Raw genomic sequence first — 22,578 nt, forward strand, 5'->3', positions numbered from 1 at the left:
ACGACGGCCCCCGGAACCCGGGTACGGGCGGGCGGCTCAGACCAGCCAGCTGTTGCGCCGGTAGTACTCGGCTTCGTCATCACCGTCGTCGTCGATCGGTGCGACGACACTGTTTCTACGGCGAGCGGCAGCCGAGCGTGCGATCGCTTCGCGTCGATCGAATTCATCCGAGGTTGCCCCCGTTCTGTGGTCGCCCTCGTAACTCGATTGCACCGGTACACCCGCGTCCCCAACCGGCCGTACCATCGCCTGCCGCCTCCGCAGCTGCTCCTCGTCCGGGCCTTTACTCTCGGCGTCCAGCAGCTGAAGCGACTCGACGTCGGGCCGGCGGCCCACTGCGTGCGACTGCTCATTGCCCTTGTCGCCTTGCCCATCCGGACCGGCCGACCGATCCCCCTGCTGTTTTTCGGCCATCTCCTGCCAGAACTCACGCATGGCGGAAGCAGAATCCTCCGCGAGTTCGCGGCTCTTGGCCGCAGTACGTTCGTTGAGTTCGTCCAGTCGGTGAACAATCTCGGCAGCCCGCAGGCGGCAGTCCTCGGCGATACGTTCGAGTTCACTCGCCATCACTGAACCCCCACGGTAGAGATGTCAGAGAACGGTTTTCCATCACTGCTCGACGGCTCACAGTGGCCCTGCCTCGGCCAGCTGGGCACCGGTGTCGACCGGCGGCGCAGGGGGTGGATCACTCGCAGGCTGCCCCGTTTCCTCTTGTTGATCGTTCTCTTCCTCGGGCTCGGCCGGGTACGGCTGCGGATAATGTTCGCCGTCCTCTTCTTTGTTCCCGGCCGGCATACCGGGAGGTACGGTCGGCTGCCCTGCGGGTGGCTCCTGTGCCGATTCGTTCTCCCCTTGCCTCTCGGGCTCCTCCGGGGATGCCTCTTCATCGGTAACAACGACCGGCTTGCCGTCTGGGCCTATTCGGACCTGATAGGTCTGCGGCTCGCCCTCCGCGCCGGAAACCACCAGCTGCAACCGGCCGTCCGGTCCGAGTTCGAGCTTGTACTCTTTACCATCCAGCTCGACCCCTTTGCCTTCCTCCGCCGCAGGCTCGCCCGGCTCGTCGGGCCGACCGTCACCGTCGGTATCCAGATCGGGCCGGCCGTCACCGTCGGCATCCAGGTCCGGCTGGCCGTCACCATCCAGATCCACCTGTTGTTCGGCATCTTCCCGGAGTTGTTCCAGTGTATTGGTGACCTGCTCGGTCGCCGCACTCACCAATTGGCCGAGACCCTCGGAAATCTGAGTACCCAGGCCCGACGACGCCAGTTGTGTACCCAACTCGGAAAGAGCCGACAGAGGGTTGTCCGTGTCGGTGGTAGAAGGCGTCGTGGTAGTGGAGGGCGTCGTGGTAGTGGAAGGCGTCGTGGTAGTGGAAGGAGTCCCCGTGCCGGTAGGCGCACCCGGAGTAGTGGTTGTCGGCGTTCCCGGATCTTCGGATGTTTGCTGTACACCCTCAGGGCAGGGGTAAGGGGCTTCTCCCAGTTCGTCGAATGCCGGGATGATCGCCGCGAATGCGCTCTCGACGGCAGAGTTCGCCATTTCACAGGCTGTGCGAAAATCTCTTGCCTTACCTTCGTACTGTGGCCTGAATATTCCATCCAGCCATTTACGGCAGGTTTCTTTGACTTTATCGTTATAGCCGCCCGGTCCACCCAGAACGAGACCGGCCGCAATATTTTCCCCTAGACCGGTCGGCTCCAATTCGGGGAATATTCTAGCGAGCTTCGAAATTGCGCTACCGCCGTTGAGAGTGGTCGATACACCTATGCCCTCGTAACCCTGGATGATCGTGTCGACCTCATCCTTGTTCTTCCCATCGACCCTGAGCTGCCCACCCTGCCACAGCACAGCATCGGCAGCCACGGCCGCGATCCTGACCGCCGAGCTCAATGCCTTGGGCGCATCGTTGAGCAGCCCTTGAATCTTTCGAATGGCCGTAAGATCTTCCGCTGCCAGCGTGAGCTGGGAACTGATCATATCCACGGCATTGGCTGCCGCCGGACCCGACCACACCGAGGGAAGGCCCTGAAGAAGACCTTCTTGCGCAACCCGTTCGGGTTCCGCGGAGTCGATGATGTTCTGCAGGGCGGTCGCCGCGTCCTGAAAGGGCTGTTCCTTCAATCCATTGGTCTGATAAAACTTCTCGTGCAGATCTTTGTACCTGGGGAGATCAACGGACGGGGTGTTCACATAACGAAGATACGAAGATTCGAACTCCTCGAAAAATGTAAGACCTTTCGACCCCTCCACGAGCAGCTGATCGACCGTCATACCTTCGGTAACAGTCATGAGGGTCAGCTCGCCGCCTTTTCGGTTTCGTTGGAATTCTCCCGATCCGTATTCGAATACTCGGCCGAACCCCGAGCTATCCCGTCTCCGGTCAGTTGGCCTGCTTCCGACCAATTACTCAACCGCGATTTCACTTTCTCCAGACCGCGGTGAATATCCTCCCCCTGTTTCTTGAAGCCGTACCCGGCATCCCCCACCTCGATCATGTTCTCGTCTACCTTGGCAGGCTGCTTACCGACTACCGTCGCGCTTGCCCTGAACTTGTTGGCCAGCTGCCCCATTCCGTCGGGGTCCGCCCCTACTGTCGATTGCGGATTGGTACTCACGGATCGCTCCCCTCCGTCATGGCCCGTCCCCAACCGGGACCACCCCGTTCGGCCGAGCTGCACTGTTACTGATTCGACGCGCCCGCTCGAGATCCGGTTCCCAACCCCCGAGCGTTCGATACCTGCCTACTCCCCCATTTTCCTTGTCCGTCTGCCGCCGATCCCCGGACCCGTCCAGGTTGCGATGGTACTCCCGGGCAGAGTAGCCGCCGTCGTTCTCCACCACGCTCGACCGGTCGTAACCGTCGAGATCCGTATCGGTCCGGACACTCATGGAGTCCGAGCTGTCGGTGATGAAGGTATCGAGGACGGCCGTCGCCGTCGAGGTCCCGGTCGCTGTTTCCAGCTCCACCGGACCCGGAATGTCCGGCGACGAGGACGCCTCGGAACTCGGCCTACCGATGCCGGGGAACTCTCCTGGTGCAGGCACGGATTCTCCTGAGCTCCACGGGTCGAGCACGGGAACAACTTTTCCCGTTCATCTTTCCATCCTCGACGGTACAGCGCAGCCCCGCTCCTGGACAGGAACGGGGCTGGTGGCGGCTATGGGGCACAGAGGGTTACGGCCGATACGAACCAGGCCCGGCCCGGCCGCGGTGATCAGCGTTTGGGCATGAAGATCCACAGCGCCAGATAGATCAGGAACTGCGGGCCGGGCAGCACACAGGAGACCACGAACAGCAGCCGGACGATACCGGAGCTCCAGCCGAAGTACTCGGCGATGCCGCCGCAGACTCCGCCGATCCACTTATCGGCGGTGGAACGGGTGAAACGGCGTGCGGGGGCGGTCATGGCGGTCCTTTCGATCGCGGTTGCTACACCTTCCACTATCCGCACCGCCACCGGGTGCCCGCATCGGTAGCGCTACCGACCCGCACCCTGATTTCCGGGGTTCGCGGCTCAGGGTGGATCCCTGAGCCGCGTACCGGTTCAGACCGCCGCGACCAGCTTCGCGAGATCGTCGGCGAGTTGGACGGCCCGTTCGTGATCCTCGGCTTCCACCATCACCCGGACCAGCTGTTCGGTTCCGCTCGGGCGCAACAGGATCCGCCCGGATTCGCCGAGCAGGTCCTCGGCGGCGCGCACGGCTTCGCGGACCCCGGGGTCGGCGGTGACCGCGGCCTTGTCCGCGACGGGGACATTCACCAGTACCTGCGGCACCTTGTGGATCACCCCCGCCAGCTCGGCCAGCGGTGCACCGGTCCGCGCCATGCGGGCCATCAGCTGCAGGCCGGTGAGGACACCGTCGCCGGTGGTGCCGTGCCGCGGAAAGACGACATGGCCGGATTGTTCGCCGCCCAGGGTATAATCACCGGTGCGCAGCTCCTCCAGCACGTAACGGTCACCGACGCCGGTGGTGCGCACGGTGATTCCGGCGGCGCGCATCGCGAGATGGAGTCCCAGATTGCTCATGACGGTCGCCACCAGGGTGTCGTCCACGAGGGTCCCGGCTTCTCGCATCCCGATGGCCAGAATCGCCATGATCGCGTCACCGTCCACGACATCGCCCGCCGCGTCGACCGCCAGACAGCGGTCGGCATCACCGTCGTGGGCCAGACCGAGATCGGCTCCGTGTTCCCGGACCGCCTGCTGCACCTGCTCGATATGGGTCGAACCGCATCCGGCGTTGATGTTCAGACCGTCGGGGTCGGCGTTGATCGCGACGACGCGGGCTCCGGCCTCCCGGTAGGCGGCGGGCCCGACTTCGGACGCGGCACCGTGCGCGCAGTCCACGACCACGGTGAGCCCGCTCAGATCCTGACCGGTGGCCTCCACCAGATGCTCGATATAGCGCTCGTGGGTACCACCGACGCTGAACTGGTCGGGCAGATCCGAACCGGGCTGACGCGTTCCGGCGGCACCGAGCACCCGGCCGATCTTTGCCCCGGTCGGACGGTCGAACTCCCCGGCGGCGACCCGCGCCTCGATCCGTTCCTCGACGGCGTCCTCGAGCTTGTGCCCACCGGCCGCGAAGATCTTGATTCCGTTGTCCGGCATGGGATTGTGCGAGGCGGAGATCATCACACCCAGACTCGCGTCGTACAGGCCGGTCAGATAGGCGACAGCCGGTGTCGGTAACACACCGACCGGTAGGACATCCATTCCCGCGGCGGTCAGGCCCGCGGTCACCGCGGCCTCCAGCATCTCCCCGCTGGCGCGCGGATCGCGCCCGAGAACCGCGATCCTGCGGTGGCCGGTGCGGACGTCCCCGCCCAGTACCTGCGCCGCCGCCCCGGCAACCCGTAACGCCAGCTCCGGGCTCAACGAATCGTTGGCGAGCCCGCGTACGCCGTCGGTGCCGAACAGATGTCCCATACCTTGCCCCTCGTCAGTGAGTCCACAGCGCGCGACGATCCCTGCCGTAACTGCCCTCGGAACGGCCGGCCGGCGAACACCGCGGTAGATATAGCACGAGAGCAGGCGACCGGACTCCGGCCGGTCGCCTGCTCTCGGAACCGACACCGGCTCGTCCACCCGCACACGACGGACGGACAGCCGGCATCGGCGATATCAGCGCTTCGAGTACTGCGGCGCTTTACGGGCCTTCTTGAGGCCGTACTTCTTGCGCTCGGTGGCACGCGGGTCACGGGTCAGGAACCCGGCGCGCTTGAGCGCCGGACGGTCGTCCGCGTTCACCACGATCAGCGCCCGGGCGATGGCCAGGCGCAGCGCGCCGGCCTGACCCGAGGGGCCGCCGCCGTGCAGGCGGGCGTACACATCGAAACCTTCGACGCGCTCGACGGTGACCAGCGGCGACTTCACCAGCTGCTGGTGCACCTTGTTCGGGAAGTAGTCCTCGATCGAGCGGCCGTTCAGCACGAAATTGCCGGTACCCGGCACCAGGCGCACGCGGACGACGGCTTCCTTACGGCGGCCGACGGTCTGCACGGGACGATCCAGCGGAGCCGCGTACTCGACGAACTCGGCATCGTCGTCGTAGACCACGCCTTCGTCCAGTACCTCGGCAGCGGCGTCTTCGACGACCGCTTCGTCGTATTCGGTGAATTCCTCGGGAGCGGTCACTGGGCCACCTGCTTGATCTCGAACGGAACGGGCTGCTGAGCGGCGTGCGGATGGGTCGGGCCCGCGTACACCTTCAGCTTGCCGGCGATCGCGTTGCCGAGTTTGTTCTTGGGGATCATGCCCTTGACGGCCTTCTCCACCAGCCGGTCGGGACGCGCTTCCAGCACCTGACCGACAGTGCGGGACTTCAGGCCACCGGGATGCCCGGAGTGGTGGTGGATGAGCTTGTTCTGCCGCTTGTTGCCGCTGATGGCGACCTTGTCGGCGTTGATGATGATGACGAAATCGCCACCGTCCATATGCGGTGCGTAGGTCGGCTTGTGCTTACCGCGCAGCAGATTCGCTGCCTGCACGGCAAGACGGCCGAGCACTACGTCAGTGGCGTCGATGACGTACCACTGCCGGGTCACGTCACCCGCCTTCGGGCTGTACGTAGGCACAGTGCTTCCCTGTCTGTCGTCGATGCTGCCGGCCCAGTGCGTGGTCGAGGACTTCCCGGCGGCCGGTTGAGACCCGGGCCTCGGCGTTCCACACACCAGCGGGTCACGATACCAGCCGGGTATGGACACCCGGAAACCGACCGGACGCTGCTCAGATATCGATCGGCGGGCCCGGGTCGGTGATACCCGGTACACCGGGCACCAGATAGCGCAGGGTGTCGATACCGGGTTCCGCGCATTCGGCACGGTCCCGTGTCTCGGCCGCCCCCGGCTCCGGTGCCGCGCCGCGTACGGAATCCCCCGGGCCGGGCGCCGCGGGAACCCGGGCGTAGCGCGGATGACCGGTTTCGCCCGGCGCCTCGCCGGCGGTGCCGGTGCGGCCGTGCGGTTCGATGGTGACCCGGGGCATGGGCACGCACCCGGACGTCGCGGTCGATACCGGGGCATCCGTGGCGGCCGCGCCGGCCACCGTGATCTCGGTTCCGGGGTATGCCTGCGCGGTTCCCGCGCCGTCCGCACCCCAGGCCGTCGCGGCGAGCGCGGCCACCCCGATGACAGCGTGCGCGCCGAACAGGTTGTCCTTCATCTTGTTCCAGAGTTTGCCCTTGCCCCGGTCGCCGTCCGGTTCCGCACCGGGGCGCGATTCACCGCCGCCGGGCCCGTTCCGGCCGGGCTCGGGCCATCCCGGTCCGGGCGGTACCGCCGATTGATTCCCGGTCGCCGGATCCGGGGCCCGGGTGAACCGGCTCGGGGGCCCCGCTATGGGCGGCGGCAACCCCCCGCGCTCGACCTTCACCGTGGCTTCCTGGTCGGCGGAGCCGTACGGGGAGGGCGCCGGTGGGACCGGTGGTGACGCCGCGGCCGGCCCGCCCTGGGCCTGCCCCGGTACCGGACCGCTGGCCCCCGGCGGTCGCGGTCCGGGCTGCGGCGCGTACGGGCCCGCCTCCGGGATATTTCGGTTCGGCTGCCCCGGGGGCGCGGTGTTCGGGCCCGGTACCGGGGGATGTGGTCCCGGCGCGGGCCGATAAGAATCCGGCGGCGGGGTCTGGCCGGGAGCGGGACCGCTGGGTCCGGGACCACCCGCGGACCGCCCGGGAATCGCCTGGTTCGCCGCGGACCCACCCTGTTCCGACTGCGGCACCGGCGCGCCCTGCGGGTAGGGCCCCGGATCCTCCTCGGCGTCCTCGTTTTCGCTGATCAGCAGATGTGTGGCACCGAGAACCAGCGCGTGCATGGGATGTTCGGCCTTCTTCAGCCGCTGCCCCAGATGGTTGCGGAACGCGAACCGCAGGGTTTCGTTGAACACCACCTGCCCGGCCAGCAGCACGGTCGAATTGTCCGCGCCGATCGAGCGCGCGGCGGCCATCACTTCGATCACGGTATCGTCGGCGACCCGGGGATCGCGGGTCGATTCGGGATCGATCGGCACGTACACCGATTCGGTGGGCCGTTCGTCGTCCCCGTGCACAGCGACCACCAGCACACTGGCGCGGCCGTCCACGACCTGTCCGTCGAAATGGACCGCGGTCGCCCCGATGCCCCCGGGCAACACATGGTCGGGTGGCCGGACCAGGCCGAGCGCGCGTACATAACCGGACAGCGCGATGGATTCCGGAATCGGCTCGACCTCGACATCGAGCTGTTCGACCAGCTGCGCGTACGCGTCGATCTTGGCATCCGGCCAATCGTCGGGATACGGCAGCGCGACCACATCGGGCTTACCCCGCAGATAGGTCCCCACCGCCGCCAGCGGGTTGTAGAGGCGCGCCCGGAACACCAGCTCGGCCGGCCAGGTCGCCCCGGCTATGACGATCTGGGGATGGCCGAGAATATCGCGTACATCCGGGATCGCCATCCCGAGATCGGGCCGCTGCCGGTCCGCGCCGGCGGTATAGAGCCGGCCGGAGGCGTCGGCCAGTAGATAGGCGGGCGGGTTGTAGCTTCCCTCGACCTGCACGGGGCGGATGGGCACGCCGGATCCGCCCGCGGCGAGGGACACCACATCCCACCCGAGATGTACCGCACCGACTCGCACCATCACAGGCATCAGTGTGCCTGGTGTGTGGTCGTCGCGCTCGCCGCCCCCACCCACCAGCGGCGGGGGCAGCGGATCGGCCCGGTCAACGGTCTCATCTCGCGGACTTCTTCAGCCGCAGGCGGCTCCAGGTGATGAGTCCGAGTACCACTGTGATGGCCACCACCAGGCCGATATCCAGGAACCATGCGTTTCGCGTATGTTCCCAGAACCCGTCCTGTTGCGATTGGACGAACAGTGAGCGAATATCCACCGTCGAGGCCGCGGCGGCGTATCCCCACCGTGAGGGGAACAGCCACGAGACCTGTTCCAGCACCACGCGATCGGTCACCGGGATCAGGCCCCCGGCCATCACCAGCAGACCCATGATCGCCACCACCAGCAGCGGCATGACCTGTTCACTGGATTTGGCCAGACTCGACAGCAGCAGTCCGAACACGACGCAGGCGACGGCCGTCGCGGCGATATCTATATAGAGTTCGGCGCCGCCGACGGCCAGCACCGATCCTTCCTCCGGCCGCTTCTTACCCAGCAGCACGAAACCGATCATCACACCCGACTGCAGCAGCGCGGCCGCGCTGAAGACGACGATCTTCGCCGTCAGATACGCCCCCGACCGCAATCCGACCGCGCGCTCCCGCAGGAAGATGGTCCGCTCGCCGACCAGATCACGCACAGTGAGGGTGGATCCCATGAAACAGGCGCCGAGGATGAGCACCACCAGCAACTGTTGCGGTTCGGAACTACCGACCCGGATGAAGCTGCCGTCGTCGGTCTGGCTCAGCGGCGGCGGCGAGAACCCGTACTGCCCCGGCACCACCAGCGACAAGCCGCCGAGTACGAACGGCAGCAGCACCAGGAAGGAGAGATAGCCGCGGTCGGCCAGGATCAGGCGCAACTGGCGCCGGGCCAGAGTGGAGAACTGTTTCCAGGCGCCCGATTGCGGGGGTGAACCACCGCCGCCCTGCCGCGCCGCGGGTGGCGGTGGCGGCGGTAGCGCGGCCTGCCGGGATCGATAGTGCGCGAACGCGGCATCCGGGTTGGCCGCCACCTCGGCGAAGATCTTGGCCCAATCGCTGGTCCCCAGCGCGGCTTCCACACCCGCCGGGTTTCCGGCGTAGGCGGTCTTGCCGCCGGGGGCCAGCAGTACCACCTGATCGCACATGTCCAGGCAGGCCACCGAGTGGGTGACCACGATGACCACGCGACCGGCATCGGCCAGCTCCCGCAACATCATCATGACCTGCCGGTCCAGTGCGGGATCCAGCCCGGAAGTCGGTTCGTCCAGGATCAGCAGGGAGGGGCCGGTGAGCAGTTCCAGCGCCACCGAGGCCCGTTTGCGCTGTCCACCGGAGAGCCGGTCGACCCGGGTATCGGCGTGTTCGGTGAGCGAGAGTTCGCGCAGGACACCGTCGATGACCTGCTGCCGGTCCGCCTTGGAGGAGTCGGGTGGCAGCCGCAGCTCCGCGGCGAAGCCGAGCGCCTGCCGGACGGTCAGCTGCCGATGCAGCACATCGTCCTGCGGGACCATCCCGATACGGGAACGCAGCGCCTCGTATTCGCCGTGCAGATCACGGCCCTCGAAGGTCACCGCGCCGCCGGAGGGCTGGGTACTACCCGCGATCAACCTCGACAGCGTCGATTTACCGGCGCCGGAGGGTCCGATCAACGCGGTCAGCGTGCCACGCGCGGCCTGCATGTTCACATCGACGAGCAGCTGTTTGTTGCCCTCGACGGTGAACCCGACCCCGTGCACGGTCAACCCCTGTTCGGCGACCGGGCGTTGCCGGTGTACCAGGGTGCCCTGCTGTACCTCGAAGTCGATATTGCCGATCGTGATGATGTCACGCTCGCGCAGTACCGTGTGCTGCTGGCGGACACCGTTGACGAAGGTTCCGTTGGCCGAACCCAGATCCTCGAGGGCGAGGCCCTCGGGGCCGGCGACCAGGCGCGCGTGCTTACGCGAGGCCAGTGGATCGTTGACGACGATCTGGTTGTCCGAGGTACGCCCGATCGCCAGACCCCCCGGCGGGATCCGGTCGGCCCGGGCGATCGGCCCTTCGGTGGCGCGGTGGCGTACCGGCGGTACCGCCGCCACGCTCGCTTTGGCGGTCATGTTCACATTGGCGGGCTGCGGCGGCACGACCGGCGGCCGGCCGCCCGTGGCGACCTGCGGCGCCCGGGCCGGTTGCCCGCCGTGCGGCGGCCACTGCTGCGGCGCCGATTGCTGGGCGGGTAGCGGCTGACCCGGCGTCTGTCCGAGCTGCCCGTGCTGCCCGCGCGGCGGGACCTGCGGTTGCGAACCGGACTGCGGCCGCGGCGGCGCGGGCCACTGCGGCGGGGGCTGCGGCGGCGGGGATTGCGGCGGCGGGGATTGCTGGAGTGGCCGCGCCGGTGCCTGCGGGGCCTGCGGGCGTGGCTGTTGCTGTTGCTGTTGCTGTTGCGGGACTCCGGAGGGAACCAGCCAGAGCAGCGGGCCGCTGATCGCGTCACCGAGCCGGACCTGGGTGGGCCGGTCGATGGGGACGGGCCCACCCACTCGGCGCGCGTCGACGAACACCCCGTTGGTACTGCCGTTGTCGGAAAGTACCCAGGCTCCCGACTGCCAGGCCAGTATCGCGTGTACCCGCGATACGAGCGGACTGTCGACGAACAGCGTCACCTCCGGCGCGCGGCCGAGCGTGATCTGCTGATTCGAATCGAAGACTCGTTCGGTTCCTTCATGGCGCACCGTGATGGTGCGCACCCCCGGTGCAGACATGCAGCGGATACTATTCCATTACCCGGGCATCGGAGGTGCCCCCGAGCGGGGGCGATCTCCCCGCTCCGGAGGCAACGTCGCGCACTCGAACCGGCCGAAATGGGGGAGGATCCATGCCGAAACTCACGACTTCCGCTGTCGTCGTCTCGGCTCTGTGCGCACTGTTGCTGGTCACCGGGTGTACCCGATCCGTGGACGGCCGCGCGGTATCGATCTACGACAATCCCTTCCAGGTGGCCGGTCTGCCGACCACGAGCGGCCCCAGCGGTCCGCGGGAGGATGCCCCGGCCTCCGACCTGGTCGCCGAGCACGGCGACGGCGGCGAGGTCGATACGCTCGCGCTGAACGCCGTCACCGATGTGCAGGCGTACTGGGAGGAGCACTACGGCGCCGAGTTCGAGGGCGAGTTCGAACCGGTCGACAAACTGATCTCCTGGAGCGCTCGGGATTCGCGGCGCGAATCGGTGGAGTTCTGCACCGAATCGACCTATCGCATGGTGAACGCGGCCTACTGCCGGCTGGACAACTCCATCGGCTGGGACCGGGCGCTGCTGTTGCCCACCATGACCGAGACGTTCGGGCAGATGTCGGTGGTGATGGTGATCGCCCACGAGTACGGGCACGCGATCCAGAACAACGCGAACATCGTCGACCGCGACGATCCGGTGATCGTCAAGGAACAGCAGGCCGACTGTTTCGCGGGCGCGTACATGCGCTGGGTGGCCGAGGGGAAATCGGACTACTTCACCATCAACACCTCCGACGGCCTGAACTCGGTACTGGCCGCCACCGTGGCGATCCGTGATTCCGACCCCGACGACCCCGAAAGTGTGCACGGTTCGGCCTTCGAACGGGTTTCGGCCGTCCAGATCGGTTTCACCGACGGCGCCAAGGGGTGCAAGGGGATCGATATGGACGAGATCGAACAGCGCCGGGGTGATCTGCCGCAGAGTTTCGAGGGGGCGTCCGGCGAGTTCGAGATCACCGAGCAGAGTCTGGTCGAGCTGAGCAAGGCGCTGTCGGTGATCCTGCCGACCCCGAAGGAACCGACCTACCGCTACGACGGCGCCGAGATAACCTGCAGCGACGGCGTCGCCACCGAACCCGTCACCTATTGCCCGGCGAGCAATACGATCGCCACCAATATCGACGGCCTCGCCGAGCGCGGCACGGCCACCGATGATTCGGAAGTCCCACTACCGGTGAAGGTCACCGGTGATTTCAACGGCTACGTGGTGTTCATCTCGCGCTACACCCTGGCGGTACAGCGGAGCCGGGACCAGGATCTGGTCGGCGCGAAAACCGGACTGCGGGCGGCCTGCCTGTCCGGGGTGGCCACCGGGAAACTGGCGGAATCCGGGCGCGCGCAGGGCGATATCACGCTGGCGGCCGGCGATCTGGACGAGGCGGTGTCGGGTCTGCTCGCCGACGGTCTGGCCGCCAGCGATGTCGAGGGCAAAACGGTACCGAGCGGATTCTCCCGGGTGGACGCCTTCCGCGCCGGAGTTCTCGGCGGTGAGGAAACCTGTAGCGCACGCTACGAATAAGCGGTGCTCCGCCGTCGCACCGGGCCGTCTCACAGGCCGAACGGTGGCGGCGCGGCCGATTCGTATCGCAGCGTCCGGTGCCCGATCAGGATCTCGGTACCCGGGATCAGCACCACGGGTTGATGTGGTGGGATCCGGACCCAGTCGCGGTAGCCCGCGGCCCGGGTGCGGGTGCCGTTGGTGGACCCGCGGTCGACCAGCGTCACATCCCAGTTCGCCAGCCGCAGTTCCGCGTGCGCGCGTGACATCCCCCCGGAATTGTCGACCACCTGCAGCGGGGTGAGCCCGCGGCGGGCCGGCTCGGAATTATCCGGGTCGCGGCCCAGCACGGAATCACCCTCCAGCAGGTAGGTCGCACCGTCGTCGAGGACCAGGATGCCCAGCGGCGGCCGCACCACTTCGATCAGCGGCTGGGTCTGATCCACCGGCATACCGCAGACGCTGCAGAAGGCCGCGCGCGGATCGGTGGGGTGGGCGCGCGCACATTTGAATCCCATGACCTTGACCGTGCGCGCATTGCCTTTGGCCGTAGCCTCGGTCCGGCGGCGCAGTTCGGCGTCCAGTGGCGGCGTCTCGCGCTGGTCCGCGTACGGCAGGTCCTGGCGCGGAGTGGGGTGCGCGGGGGCCCGCTGGAGCGGATCGGAATCTCCCGGCGAGGAAACGGCAGCATCTTCCGGTCCGGCGCCGTCGCGCGGTGGCTGCCGTCCGCTGATCTCGGTCTGTGCCCGGTGCGGATCGGTCGCGGTGCCGCTCCACGACCCGTCGGCCGACGCGGGCCCGCCTCTCGCGGTATCGGACCCGCTGCCCCGCTCGGAGAGTTCGACCGTATCCATCAGCGGTGTGGATACCGCCGTGGCCACAGCGTCCGGATCCGCGGCGGGGAACGGCTGCCGATCGGAACCACGCGATGGGAGGACGGTATCCGCGATCTCCCCGTGTTCCGGGACCGGCTCCTGGATCGTCCCGCTCCCGGCCGGGGTGCCGGGCGAGGCGACAACCGGGTCACCGGGCGACCAGACGATCACCCCAGCGGCCTCGGCGATACCCTCCACCAATCGGCCGATACCGCGGACCGGCGGTAGCGCGGGCCGGAAATCCTCCTCCGGGTCGGCAGCGCCGTCGTCGACGAACAGCGCGACCGCGCGGGCCGGCGTCGCCGCCGCGCGATCGACGGTGAACACCGCGTCGCGGCCGTGGAAGTACTCGCTGCCAGCACCGTCGAGTACCGCGGTGACGGCCCCGTGCAGGAATATCGCCACACGTCCGGGTCCCGCGGCGGAGAGGATGCCGAAATCCGTGGAGCGACCGGTCCGGTCCGACTGTGCCGTGAGCCATCTGGTCGCTTCCCGGGCGATGAGCGCGCCCGGACCGTCGGGTCGCCGCGCGGCGGCCTCGTGCACCAGTTCGGCCAGGGCCACCAGAGTGCGCATCGCGGGGGCGTCGGCGGTGGGCGGGCCCGCACCACGATGGGCGACCAGTACCACCGCCCCGGCGACCCGGGCCGCCGCGTGCGGTCCGGGGACGACCTCGACCTGCTGATCCCGCACCGGGTCAGCCTGCGTCGGAGTCGCGCTGCGGTTCGCCTGCCACGGTTCCAGGGTATGGCACGTGGTCCCGGCACCCTTCCCCGAGATCGTCCTCGGTCGGGTAACTTCGACACCGCAGTTTCGATCGGAACGAGGGGCCGGCCCATGGTTCGGATATCGCGTGTCAGCACCGTCACCGCGGTCGTCGCTCTCGTAGCGGCCGTACTGTCCGGCTGCGGTGCGCTGGCGGGGACAGCGGTCCCGGGGGAAATCGACGTACGCACGTTGGCCGTCGGTGACTTCCCGGTCGACAAGTTCAGCTATCCGAGCGACGCCGACGACAACGGTCGGCTGCTGGAGGGTATCCGCATGTCGGAGGCCGTCGTGACCAGCAGCCAGGTCGACCCCTCGCTGAAATACGGGCGCGGTTCCAAGGTGCTGCCCGATCCGGCGACCGCGATCGACTTCTTGGCCAATGTGTCCGAGCCGGTGCTGAAGAACCGCAAACTGGTGGTCGGTTACGCGGCCAGTGGGGCCGACCGCGACGATCCGGAGGGCCAGACCCGCCCCGAATCCGATGCCACCGCGATCACTGTGGTGGCGCTGCGGTTCCCCGACACCACAGCCGCAGGTAAGGCCGCCGAGGAGCTGGAGGCCGCCGATATCGGCGTCTCGCGGGACAACCGGCGGCTGAAATCGGAGGAACACCCCGACGCACTGGTGCACTGGCGGCCCGGTATCGCCAATATCGGCGCCTTCATGGCCCACGACGAGTTCGTGATCTCACTGTTCGTCCAGCGTCCGAAGGCCGATAGCGCGGATCTGGTGTCCTGGGTGGACAAAACGCTCACCGCCCAGATCGCTCAGCTCGACCGGTTCCGGCCGACCCCCAGCGCGGATATCGCGGATCTCCAGGTCGATCCCGAGAACATGCTGTCCCGGGTGGTCGTCGCCGACCGGAAAGGGCAGGTGCCCGATCCCGACACATTCGCCGTCTACGGTCGCAACTATCTGATCGACTCGGCCGACGACCAGCCGGCCCGCGCCCGCCTGCTGGACGAATCCGGTTTCGAGAGCGCCGCCTACGCCGACGGCAGTTCGGTGGCCCGGGTGCGCGATCCGGCGGGTGCGCCGATCCTGGTGGACGGTTTCATCGAATCGACGGGCGCGGCCTACGATCCGCATCCCGCTGTAGCCGGTGTCCCCGGCGCGAAATGCCTGCAGCTCAACGCCGATGGCGATCCGCAGCACCAGTACCGGTTCCGCTGCTTCGTCCCGTACAAGCGGTATGTCGGTGTCGTGTCGAGCGATAACGAAACCGAGGTCGAGCAGAAGACCGCGGCTCAGTACGCATTGCTCGCCAACAGTCTCTGACCCCGGGCCGACCGGTCGGCGACCGGTACGGAATTCGTTGCGGCGCGGACACTCTCGCCGACCGGCGCGCCACGCCGATTTTGCCCCAAGGGCAGGCTAGCCTTACCGTGTTCTGCGTCTCATCACGGCGCGAACGCCCGGCGCCCGCACACCCGCCCACCTGTAGTTTGACCGTGCCATACGTAATAGCTATCACATAGCTGTAGTTAGGTAACCCTTGCCATGGCTGCGCGAACGCACTAATTTCGCACATCGACCCCGCACTCCGGTACTCCGAGCAACGATTCCGAGAAGGGAAGTATTGGTGAAAAGCGTTCTCTCCGAACGTAAGACGCTTCACCCACCTAGCATCGAAGATATCGAGCACCGTGAGTTACCCGAAGCCGCCGGACGGGCGGTGCGTGAACTGGCCGCTGAGATCGCGTTCACACTGGAGTCCGCGCCGGGCGCTGCCGCACGCATCCTCGCCGAGCCTGCGCTGATCGAGCTGGTCCGCGCGCGCTGTGGCGAACTGCCCGCGGCCGTCCGCCTGGCGATGCGTCCACCGGCGGCCCCGGCCGGGGCCTGTGTACTGCGCCGGCTGCCGTTGCGCGACGACGAGATCGGCCCCACCCCGCCGGATTGGCAGACCGCGACCGCGTGGGCCGCCGAACCGGATCGCCCCGGTCGCTCGTTCGAACTCGATATCGCCATGCTGCTACTCGCCGCGGCGGCCGGTGAGCCCTTCGGCTGGGCCGGTCAGCAGGACGGACGCCTGGTCAACAACATCGTGCCCGCCGTGGGCCACGAACTCGAGCAGTCCGGAGCCAGCAGCACCATCCTGCTCAGCCCGCACACCGAGGACGCCTTCCATCCGCTGCGCGCGAATCTGCTGCTGCTGGGCTGTCTACGCAACCCCGACCGGGTCGGCACCACGGTCTCGTCGGTGCGCCGAGTGGAGCTGACGGCCGCGCAGCAGGACATCTTGCGCACACCGACGCTGCCGATCCTGCCCGATGTCTCCTACGGCTCAGGATTCGACCGCGCCGCCGCCGTGCCCGTGCCCACACTGTGGTGCGAGCCCGGGCACGAAGGCGTATCCGAATCGCTGACAATGCGGTTCGATCCCGCCTACACCCCACTCGACGAAGCCGACGCCGACTACCACACGGCGTACCGGCGGTTGGCGAACGAACTCGAACGGGTCTGTGTACTGGCCTGTCTCGAACCCGGCGAGCTGCTCCTGGTCGATAACGACGTCGCAGTTCACGGCCGGGTTCCGTTCACCGCGCGCTACGACGGCACCGACCGCTGGCTCAAACGAGTGAATATCCGGCTACCCGAACGCCCGCGCCGCACGGCCGAATCCAGGGAGAATGGATACGGTCAGCAGATCATCGCGCCCTTCGCGCCGCCACCGGCGCAACGGGCGCGGGCAGAGCGGAACGGTGCAGTAGATGATCGAGGATCCGTTGAGCACACGTGACCGAGCGACACCCCTTCGTGTCCTGAGCCGCGGCGATCTCGCCGATGTGCCGGTGGCCCCGGCCGAGGTGGTCCGCGCGGTAGAGGAAGCGTACATCGCATTGGCCGCAGGGGATTCCGATAATCCACGCAAGCTCAGTGTCGCCAATCCGGACGGCTGGTCGGTCGCCTACGCGATGCTCGGCCGCGACGGTCGGCGCCGGGTGGTCGCCATGAAGACCTCGTACAAGTTCGATCCGGGACACGATCGCACCACCAAGCGCTACTACACGACCATCACGCTCTACGACGACACGACGGGCGCGCCCATCGCCATGATGGACTGCTCCCGGGTGGGCGCGTTGCGGACCCCGGCGGTCTCGGCACTGCTGGTACGCGAGACGCTGCACCGGGACGCGGATACCGTGCTGCTCATCGGTACCGGCACCCAGGGCCGCAACGCCCTGCCGCATCTTTTGGCCGCCAATCCGCAACTGCGCAAACTGATGCTCTACGGCACTCACCCCGAGGGCATCGAAGCGGTACACCGGCAGCTGACCGACTACGCACCCCATGCGCTGCTGGAGAACGTGGACGATCCGTACGCCGCGGCCCGGACGGCCGATGTGGTGCTGGCGACCGCCGGGCCGGGCACCGAGGTGGCCATCGAATCCGAACACCTGAAACAGGGTTCGGTGGTCGTACTGGTGGGCTATGGGCTGGCCCCCTCCACCCTGCGCGACGCCGACCGGGTCGTCGCCACCAGCGCCGAGCAGATGGCACTGACCGGTACCGATATGGCCGACGACAACGGCGAACTGCGGCGGGTGGACGCGGAACTGCCACAGATCCTGAGCCGGCGCGCCGTGGGCCGGCGGCGCGCGGAGGACAAGATCTTCGTCTACAACAGCGGGCTGGTGCTCACCGATGTCGCGGTGGCGCATGCCCTGGCCGAACGCGCGATCGCCGAGGGCCGCGGCACCGAGGTACCGCTATGGGACTGACCGGAGCCGACGCCCCCGCCGACGCCGAACCCGGTCCCTCCGGCCTGTCCGAAGGGACCGTGGCGGCCCCGGTACCCGCCCACCGCGACGTCTGGGAACAGGAGATCCTCACCGATCCACAACTTCTCGGGGATATCGCTTTCGCGGTCGGTGGTCCTTTCCATCTGATGTATCCGGCGCGGGTGATCGACAATATCCGCGCGTTCCAGCGAGTTTTCACCGAATCCCGGGTCTCCGGAGCCGTTTACTACGGCAAGAAGGCGAACAAGGCGGCCTGTGTGGCACGGGCCTGCGCCACCGCCGGAGCCGGTATCGATATCGCGAGCACCGGTGAGCTCACCGCCGCACTCGGGCAGGGAATCCGCGGCACGGAGCTGATGGTCACCGGCCCCGAGAAATCCGACGAACTGCACTGGCTGGCCGCCCGGCACGACTGCCTGATCGCCGTGGACAGTATCGGCGAGCTGAAACGTCTGGCCGCACTGGATATCCCGGTGCGGGTGTTGTTCCGGGCCCTTCCGGCGGCCTCGGCCAGCCGATTCGGGATGTCCGGCGAGGAACTCGACCACGCGGTGGCCGAGGCGGTCGAGTATCCCTCGATCTCGCTGCAGGGCTTCAGTTTCCATCTCTCCGGCTACGACCCGATCCCACGCGCCGAAATGGCCGGGCGGCTTCTGGACCGTTGCCGCGCCGCGCGGTCGCTGGGACATCCGGCCGGCACCGTGTCCATCGGCGGCGGTTTCGGGGTCGACTATGTGCCCGCCGCCGAATGGTCGGTATTCCAGCAGCAGGTGACTCGCCGCTGGTTCCATTCCGGCAGAGCGTTCGAGTCGTACTACCCGTATTCCTTCCCCGAACCCGGCCCCGCCATGCTCGCCGCCGTTCTCGAACGCGACGATCTCGCCGGCCGCCTGCGTCGCACGGATACGACCCTCGCGGTCGAACCCGGCCGCGCCCTGCTGGACCGGGCGGGCAGCACGGTCTTCCGGGTCCAGGGCGGGAAGACCCGCCACGAACACGGGCAGCCCTACCGGATCCTGACCGTGGACGGGTCCAGCCTGAGCCTTTCCGAACAGTGGTTCGACAGCGAATATCTCCCCGACCCGGTGCTCTGGCCGGAGGAACCCGGGACCCCGACGGCCACCGTCGTCGGCGCCGCCACCTGCCTCGAATCGGACATGCTGAGCTGGCGTCGTATTCCGCTGCCCCGCGCCGCCGTTTCCGGCGATCTGCTGATCTACCCGAATACCGCCGGATATCAGATGGATTCCAACGAATCGCCCTTTCACGAATTGCCCCTTCCGCCGAAAGTGGTGCTCTCCGAAGCACCGGGCGGCCGGTATCGCTGGGCCCTCGATCAATCCTGTCAGTGAGACCGTCAGCTCCGGTCTCGTCGCACTGCCCACTATCGACGCCCAGGAGATCCGCCATGTCCCTCGTCACCCGTGTCACGGACCTGATCGGCCGCACCCCGCTCTTCGAGTTGGCCGTGACACCGTCCGGCACCCGATTACTTCTCAAGCTCGAACAGTTCAACCCGACAGGCGCCGCCAAGATCCGGATGGCGCGGGAAATGGTTCTCGACGCGGAGCGTCGGGGTCTACTGCGCGACGGCGGACATATCATCGAATCCACATCCGGAAATACCGGGCTCGGCCTCGCGGTCGTCGCCGCCGAACGCGGCTATCGTTTCACCGCGGTGGTAGATCATCACGCGAGTAAGGACAAACTGCGGGCGATGCGGGCAATGGGCGCGGAGCTGGTATTCGTCGCCGACGACGGTGACGACAATCTGGCGACCTCGGCGCGGGAAGACCACGCGGCCGCGATGGCGGCCGGCGAACCCGACGCGTATTTCACCGAACAGCACAACAACGACGCCAATGCCGTGGGCTATTACGCGGTGGCCGAAGAATTACTGGCCGAAGTGGACCGTGTCGATATCCTGCTGTCCGCGGTCGGCACGGGCGGTTCCCTGTTCGGTACCGCGACCCGGCTGCGGCAGCTGGGGTGTGTACCGCGGGTGATCGGGGTGGAACCGGTCGGGTCCATCGCCTTCGGCGGGCCCGGCGGACCGTACTGGCAGTCCGGCACCGGCACCCCACCCGGGGCCACCATCGGCACCGCCGTGGACTACGAACTGCTCGACGAGGGAGTGAAAGTGACGGATCGGGACGCTTTCGCCACCTGCCGCGCGATATCGCGGCAGCTGGGCCTGATGCTCGGTGGTTCGGCCGGCGGTTCGGTGCACGCCGCGCTGACCCGGCTCGAGGAGTTCCCGGCCGGTTCCACCGTGGTCACCATCGTCTGCGACGGCGGCGAGAAATACCTCGACACCGTCTTCGACGACGACTGGATGGCGGCCCGCGAGCTCCTCGATACCGAGGCCGAGCGTGAAGTCCATACAATGCTGGCGGACTACGCCCCGGGGGGCCGGGGCAATCATCCGGTGGGGGCGGCCGTTTTGAACGATGCCGGTGCCGGGAATACCCACGCCGTCCGCGTCACCCGACCGGACGATCACGACCATACGGAGGAATCGGACACTATGGTGCGGGCGCGGTGATCGGCACACCTCTTTCGCGATATCGTCCCGACGGCCGGCGACTGGCCGCCCTGGCCGCCCCCATTGCGCTGACCCAGCTCGCGCAGGTCGCCGTCTCCACCACCAATATCGCCCTGATGGGCAGTCTCGGCGTGCGCGCGGTCGCCGCCGGCGGTCTGGCGCTGGTGCTGTTCAACCAGATCCGCACCATGTGCGTCGGACTGATCACGGGTAGCGGTAACCAGATCGCCGCCGCGGTCGGCGCCGCCGGAAAACGCGGCGACGATCCCGCTCCCGAGGTCCGCGATGTAGTGCGATCGAGTTTCCTGATCGCCACCGTCGCCGGTCTGCTCGGCGGCGCGGTCCTGATCGGACTGGGCTGGTCACTGCAGTGGCTGGGCCAGGACGCCGGTGTACTGGCCGACGCGCGGCCGCTGATGGTGGCGCTGGCTCCCGGCCTGCTGCCCTGCCTCTGGTTCCAGGTCCTGCGCCAGTACACCGTCGGGATGCAGCGGCCACAGGCCCTGCTGGCGGTGACCCTGGGTTCGATCGCGGTGAACCTCGTACTCGCGATGGCCCTGATCCACGGCTGGGCCTGGCTGCCCGCACTCGGGCTGACCGGTGTCGGAGTGGCGACCTCGCTGGTGTTCCTGCTCATGTTCGCCGTGTTCTGGACCATGGTGCGCCGGGACCCGGAACTGGGCCGGACCCTGCCGGTCCGCCCGTGGCCGGTGCGGATGGCGACCGTCCGCGGCGAGTTGCGGCTGGGGACACCCATCGCCCTCACCTACGGTTCCGAAGCCGGGATGTTCTCGGTACTCGCGCTGGTCATGGGCGCACTCGGGCCGGCCGCGCTGGCCGCCCACAATGTGGTGTACCAGGTGATCTACATCGTTTTCCAGATCGCGATCGGTATCTCGCACGGTGCGTCGATCCTGGTCAGCCACACGGTCGCCCGGGAGGAGACCGGGCACGCGCGGGGCCTGGCCTGGCTCGCACTGCAGTTCGCCGGAGTGGTCGCGCTGGTCACCGGGCTGGCCTACGCCTTCGTCCCCGACCTGGTGCTGCGCCCGTTCCTCGATCCCACCGACTCGGCGACCGTGGAGGTGGCCCGGTCGCTGCTGCTGATCGGTATCGTGCTGCAGTTCTTCGACGCGGCCCAGAACATCGGCACCGGCCTGCTGCGCGGGTTACAGGCCACCAATGCGGGCTTCCGGCTGTCCGTGGTCGGTTACTGGATCGTCGGGCTGCCGACGGCGCTGGTACTGGCGTATCCGGCAGGTCTGGGTGCGACCGGGGTCTGGTGGGGGCTGACGGCGGGCCTGGCCGCCACCGCCACGCTGATGCTGCGCAAATACTTCAGTCTGCTGGATCAGCGGGACACTCTGGTCGCACCCCGCCAACGGGAGGCAGTAAGTTAGGATTGCCTTTCCAAACTTTGCGGCGGAAGGAGAGGCGCGGTGCGTATCGTCGTCCTGTTCGGTTCGGAAATGGGCACAGCGGAGAAAGTGGCCGAGGGAATCGTCGAGGAACTGACCGAACATCAGGTCACCGTCTCCGATATGAGCGAGTTCGATATCGCCGGACTCGACCCGGAGATCTTCCACATCGTCGTATGTTCCACCTACGGCGAGGGCGATCTACCCACCGGCGCCGAACCCTTCTTCGAAGCGCTGGAGGCATACCGCCCGGATCTGACCGGCCTGCGCTTCGCGGTATTCGGCCTGGGCGATTCGGTCTACGACAACACTTTCAACCGAGGTGGCGAGATAGCCGCCGAGAAACTCGTCGTGCTCGGCGCTGCGCAGATCGGCGACCACGCCCGCCACGATGCCTCCACCGAAATCAGGCCGGCCACCATGGGCCGCGAATGGGTCCGCACCCTCCCCCTGGAATCCACCGTCGCGGCCACCGCATGAACCCTGGACGGCTCGGGTCGCGCGCCGAACCGCGGCTCACACCGCGCCACCCCCGCCAACGGATCACCGACCACCCCGTGACCCGCGTGGATTTGTGCAACATGCACCGAGCACTGCCCGAATTTTGGCTCCCCGATACATTTTCTGTACTCACACCAACGATTAGCCTCGAAATAGCTGATCTACAGCTGGTCATCCGGCGGCGCTACCGTTCAGCGCGCGACTCTCGAGCCGGTGTTACGGATTTCGAGGTTCGATGGATGGAATTTCGCGTCTGGTGCGCGGCGGAGCCGAAATCACAATTCGCACATTGACTCGGTTCGCGGACCACAGCAAGGGATC

General features: G+C 67.4%; 19 protein-coding genes. 8 read left to right on the forward strand and 11 right to left on the reverse strand.

From position 1 onward, the window contains the following. Positions 1-36: 36 nt before the first annotated feature. The 10 genes from ACWEWT_RS19455 to ACWEWT_RS19500 all read right to left on the reverse strand — a co-directional run bounded on the left by ACWEWT_RS19455 (position 37) and on the right by ACWEWT_RS19500 (position 10,878). Positions 37-567 (reverse strand): hypothetical protein, encoded by a 531-nt coding sequence (locus ACWEWT_RS19455; protein WP_452560714.1) that lies wholly within the window; start codon positions 565-567, stop codon positions 37-39. A 57-nt stretch (positions 568-624) separates the two neighbouring features. After that, positions 625-2,292: a hypothetical protein gene (locus ACWEWT_RS19460; RefSeq protein WP_452560716.1), complete on the reverse strand. Its 1,668-nt coding sequence runs from the start codon at positions 2,290-2,292 to the stop codon at positions 625-627. A 5-nt stretch (positions 2,293-2,297) separates the two neighbouring features. Then, entirely contained in the window at positions 2,298-2,618 is a 321-nt protein-coding gene (locus ACWEWT_RS19465; protein ID WP_452560718.1) for a hypothetical protein, read from the reverse strand. 16 nt (positions 2,619-2,634) lie between these two features. Continuing rightward, entirely contained in the window at positions 2,635-3,078 is a 444-nt protein-coding gene (locus ACWEWT_RS19470) for a DUF6802 family protein (protein WP_452560719.1), read from the reverse strand. 140 nt (positions 3,079-3,218) lie between these two features. Beyond that, positions 3,219-3,410, reverse strand: coding sequence for a PspC domain-containing protein (locus ACWEWT_RS19475; RefSeq protein ID WP_063129220.1), 192 nt, complete (start codon positions 3,408-3,410; stop codon positions 3,219-3,221). A 138-nt stretch (positions 3,411-3,548) separates the two neighbouring features. Further along, a complete protein-coding gene (glmM, locus tag ACWEWT_RS19480; RefSeq protein WP_452560720.1) occupies positions 3,549-4,934 on the reverse strand; it encodes a phosphoglucosamine mutase in 1,386 nt (461 codons plus the stop codon). A gap of 195 nt (positions 4,935-5,129) precedes the next feature. Then, complete coding sequence (gene rpsI, locus ACWEWT_RS19485; protein WP_442941570.1) at positions 5,130-5,642, reverse strand: 30S ribosomal protein S9; 513 nt, start codon at positions 5,640-5,642, stop codon at positions 5,130-5,132. Continuing rightward, on the reverse strand, positions 5,639-6,082 hold the full coding sequence (gene rplM / locus ACWEWT_RS19490; protein ID WP_452560722.1) for a 50S ribosomal protein L13: 444 nt from the start codon (positions 6,080-6,082) through the stop codon (positions 5,639-5,641). The genes rpsI and rplM overlap by 4 nt, the downstream gene beginning before the upstream one ends. A gap of 151 nt (positions 6,083-6,233) precedes the next feature. Continuing rightward, positions 6,234-8,123, reverse strand: coding sequence for a hypothetical protein (locus tag ACWEWT_RS19495; RefSeq protein WP_452560723.1), 1,890 nt, complete (start codon positions 8,121-8,123; stop codon positions 6,234-6,236). Between the two features lie 88 nt (positions 8,124-8,211). Next, the gene (locus ACWEWT_RS19500) at positions 8,212-10,878 is read right to left on the reverse strand and encodes an ATP-binding cassette domain-containing protein (RefSeq protein WP_452560724.1); all 2,667 of its coding nucleotides are present in this window, start codon (positions 10,876-10,878) and stop codon (positions 8,212-8,214) included. A 113-nt stretch (positions 10,879-10,991) separates the two neighbouring features. On the opposite strand from ACWEWT_RS19500, the gene ACWEWT_RS19505 reads away from it, so the two are divergent. Further along, positions 10,992-12,425, forward strand: a complete 1,434-nt coding sequence (locus ACWEWT_RS19505; protein WP_452560726.1) for a metallopeptidase — start codon at positions 10,992-10,994, stop codon at positions 12,423-12,425. 29 nt (positions 12,426-12,454) lie between these two features. Here ACWEWT_RS19505 and ACWEWT_RS19510 read toward each other — a convergent pair whose 3' ends face one another. Then, positions 12,455-13,972: an FHA domain-containing protein gene (locus ACWEWT_RS19510; RefSeq protein ID WP_452560727.1), complete on the reverse strand. Its 1,518-nt coding sequence runs from the start codon at positions 13,970-13,972 to the stop codon at positions 12,455-12,457. 144 nt (positions 13,973-14,116) lie between these two features. Between ACWEWT_RS19510 and ACWEWT_RS19515 the strand changes: the two genes are divergently transcribed. The 7 genes from ACWEWT_RS19515 (at position 14,117) to ACWEWT_RS19545 (ending at position 22,236) form a co-directional block, all read left to right on the forward strand. After that, complete coding sequence (locus tag ACWEWT_RS19515) at positions 14,117-15,325, forward strand: DUF7373 family lipoprotein (protein WP_452560729.1); 1,209 nt, start codon at positions 14,117-14,119, stop codon at positions 15,323-15,325. A gap of 304 nt (positions 15,326-15,629) precedes the next feature. Continuing rightward, positions 15,630-16,790: a TauD/TfdA family dioxygenase gene (locus ACWEWT_RS19520; protein WP_452560731.1), complete on the forward strand. Its 1,161-nt coding sequence runs from the start codon at positions 15,630-15,632 to the stop codon at positions 16,788-16,790. Continuing rightward, positions 16,762-17,772, forward strand: a complete 1,011-nt coding sequence (locus tag ACWEWT_RS19525; protein ID WP_452560732.1) for an ornithine cyclodeaminase family protein — start codon at positions 16,762-16,764, stop codon at positions 17,770-17,772. The genes ACWEWT_RS19520 and ACWEWT_RS19525 overlap by 29 nt, the downstream gene beginning before the upstream one ends. Next, positions 17,763-19,145 (forward strand): Y4yA family PLP-dependent enzyme, encoded by a 1,383-nt coding sequence (locus ACWEWT_RS19530; protein ID WP_452560733.1) that lies wholly within the window; start codon positions 17,763-17,765, stop codon positions 19,143-19,145. Before ACWEWT_RS19525 ends, ACWEWT_RS19530 begins: the two co-directional genes overlap by 10 nt. A gap of 56 nt (positions 19,146-19,201) precedes the next feature. Further along, a complete protein-coding gene (locus ACWEWT_RS19535) occupies positions 19,202-20,338 on the forward strand; it encodes a PLP-dependent cysteine synthase family protein (protein WP_452560735.1) in 1,137 nt (378 codons plus the stop codon). Further along, positions 20,335-21,738 (forward strand): MATE family efflux transporter, encoded by a 1,404-nt coding sequence (locus tag ACWEWT_RS19540; protein WP_452560736.1) that lies wholly within the window; start codon positions 20,335-20,337, stop codon positions 21,736-21,738. The genes ACWEWT_RS19535 and ACWEWT_RS19540 overlap by 4 nt, the downstream gene beginning before the upstream one ends. A 39-nt stretch (positions 21,739-21,777) precedes the next feature. Next, complete coding sequence (locus ACWEWT_RS19545) at positions 21,778-22,236, forward strand: flavodoxin domain-containing protein (RefSeq protein ID WP_452560738.1); 459 nt, start codon at positions 21,778-21,780, stop codon at positions 22,234-22,236. Positions 22,237-22,578: the final 342 nt, after the last annotated feature.

This window comes from Nocardia sp. NPDC003963 (assembly GCF_053605105.1).

What these genes read in the sequence shown, in the direction of transcription:
- ACWEWT_RS19455 (WP_452560714.1), bottom strand. Translation starts at nt 567, where the DNA reads ATGGCGAGTGAACTCGAACGTATCGCCGAGGACTGCCGCCTGCGGGCT.
- ACWEWT_RS19460 (WP_452560716.1), bottom strand. Translation starts at nt 2,292, where the DNA reads ATGACTGTTACCGAAGGTATGACGGTCGATCAGCTGCTCGTGGAGGGG.
- ACWEWT_RS19475 (WP_063129220.1), bottom strand. Translation starts at nt 3,410, where the DNA reads ATGACCGCCCCCGCACGCCGTTTCACCCGTTCCACCGCCGATAAGTGG.
- glmM (WP_452560720.1), bottom strand. Translation starts at nt 4,934, where the DNA reads ATGGGACATCTGTTCGGCACCGACGGCGTACGCGGGCTCGCCAACGAT.
- ACWEWT_RS19500 (WP_452560724.1), bottom strand. Translation starts at nt 10,878, where the DNA reads ATGTCTGCACCGGGGGTGCGCACCATCACGGTGCGCCATGAAGGAACC.
- ACWEWT_RS19505 (WP_452560726.1), top strand. Translation starts at nt 10,992, where the DNA reads ATGCCGAAACTCACGACTTCCGCTGTCGTCGTCTCGGCTCTGTGCGCA.
- ACWEWT_RS19515 (WP_452560729.1), top strand. Translation starts at nt 14,117, where the DNA reads ATGGTTCGGATATCGCGTGTCAGCACCGTCACCGCGGTCGTCGCTCTC.
- ACWEWT_RS19525 (WP_452560732.1), top strand. Translation starts at nt 16,762, where the DNA reads ATGATCGAGGATCCGTTGAGCACACGTGACCGAGCGACACCCCTTCGT.
- ACWEWT_RS19530 (WP_452560733.1), top strand. Translation starts at nt 17,763, where the DNA reads ATGGGACTGACCGGAGCCGACGCCCCCGCCGACGCCGAACCCGGTCCC.
- ACWEWT_RS19535 (WP_452560735.1), top strand. Translation starts at nt 19,202, where the DNA reads ATGTCCCTCGTCACCCGTGTCACGGACCTGATCGGCCGCACCCCGCTC.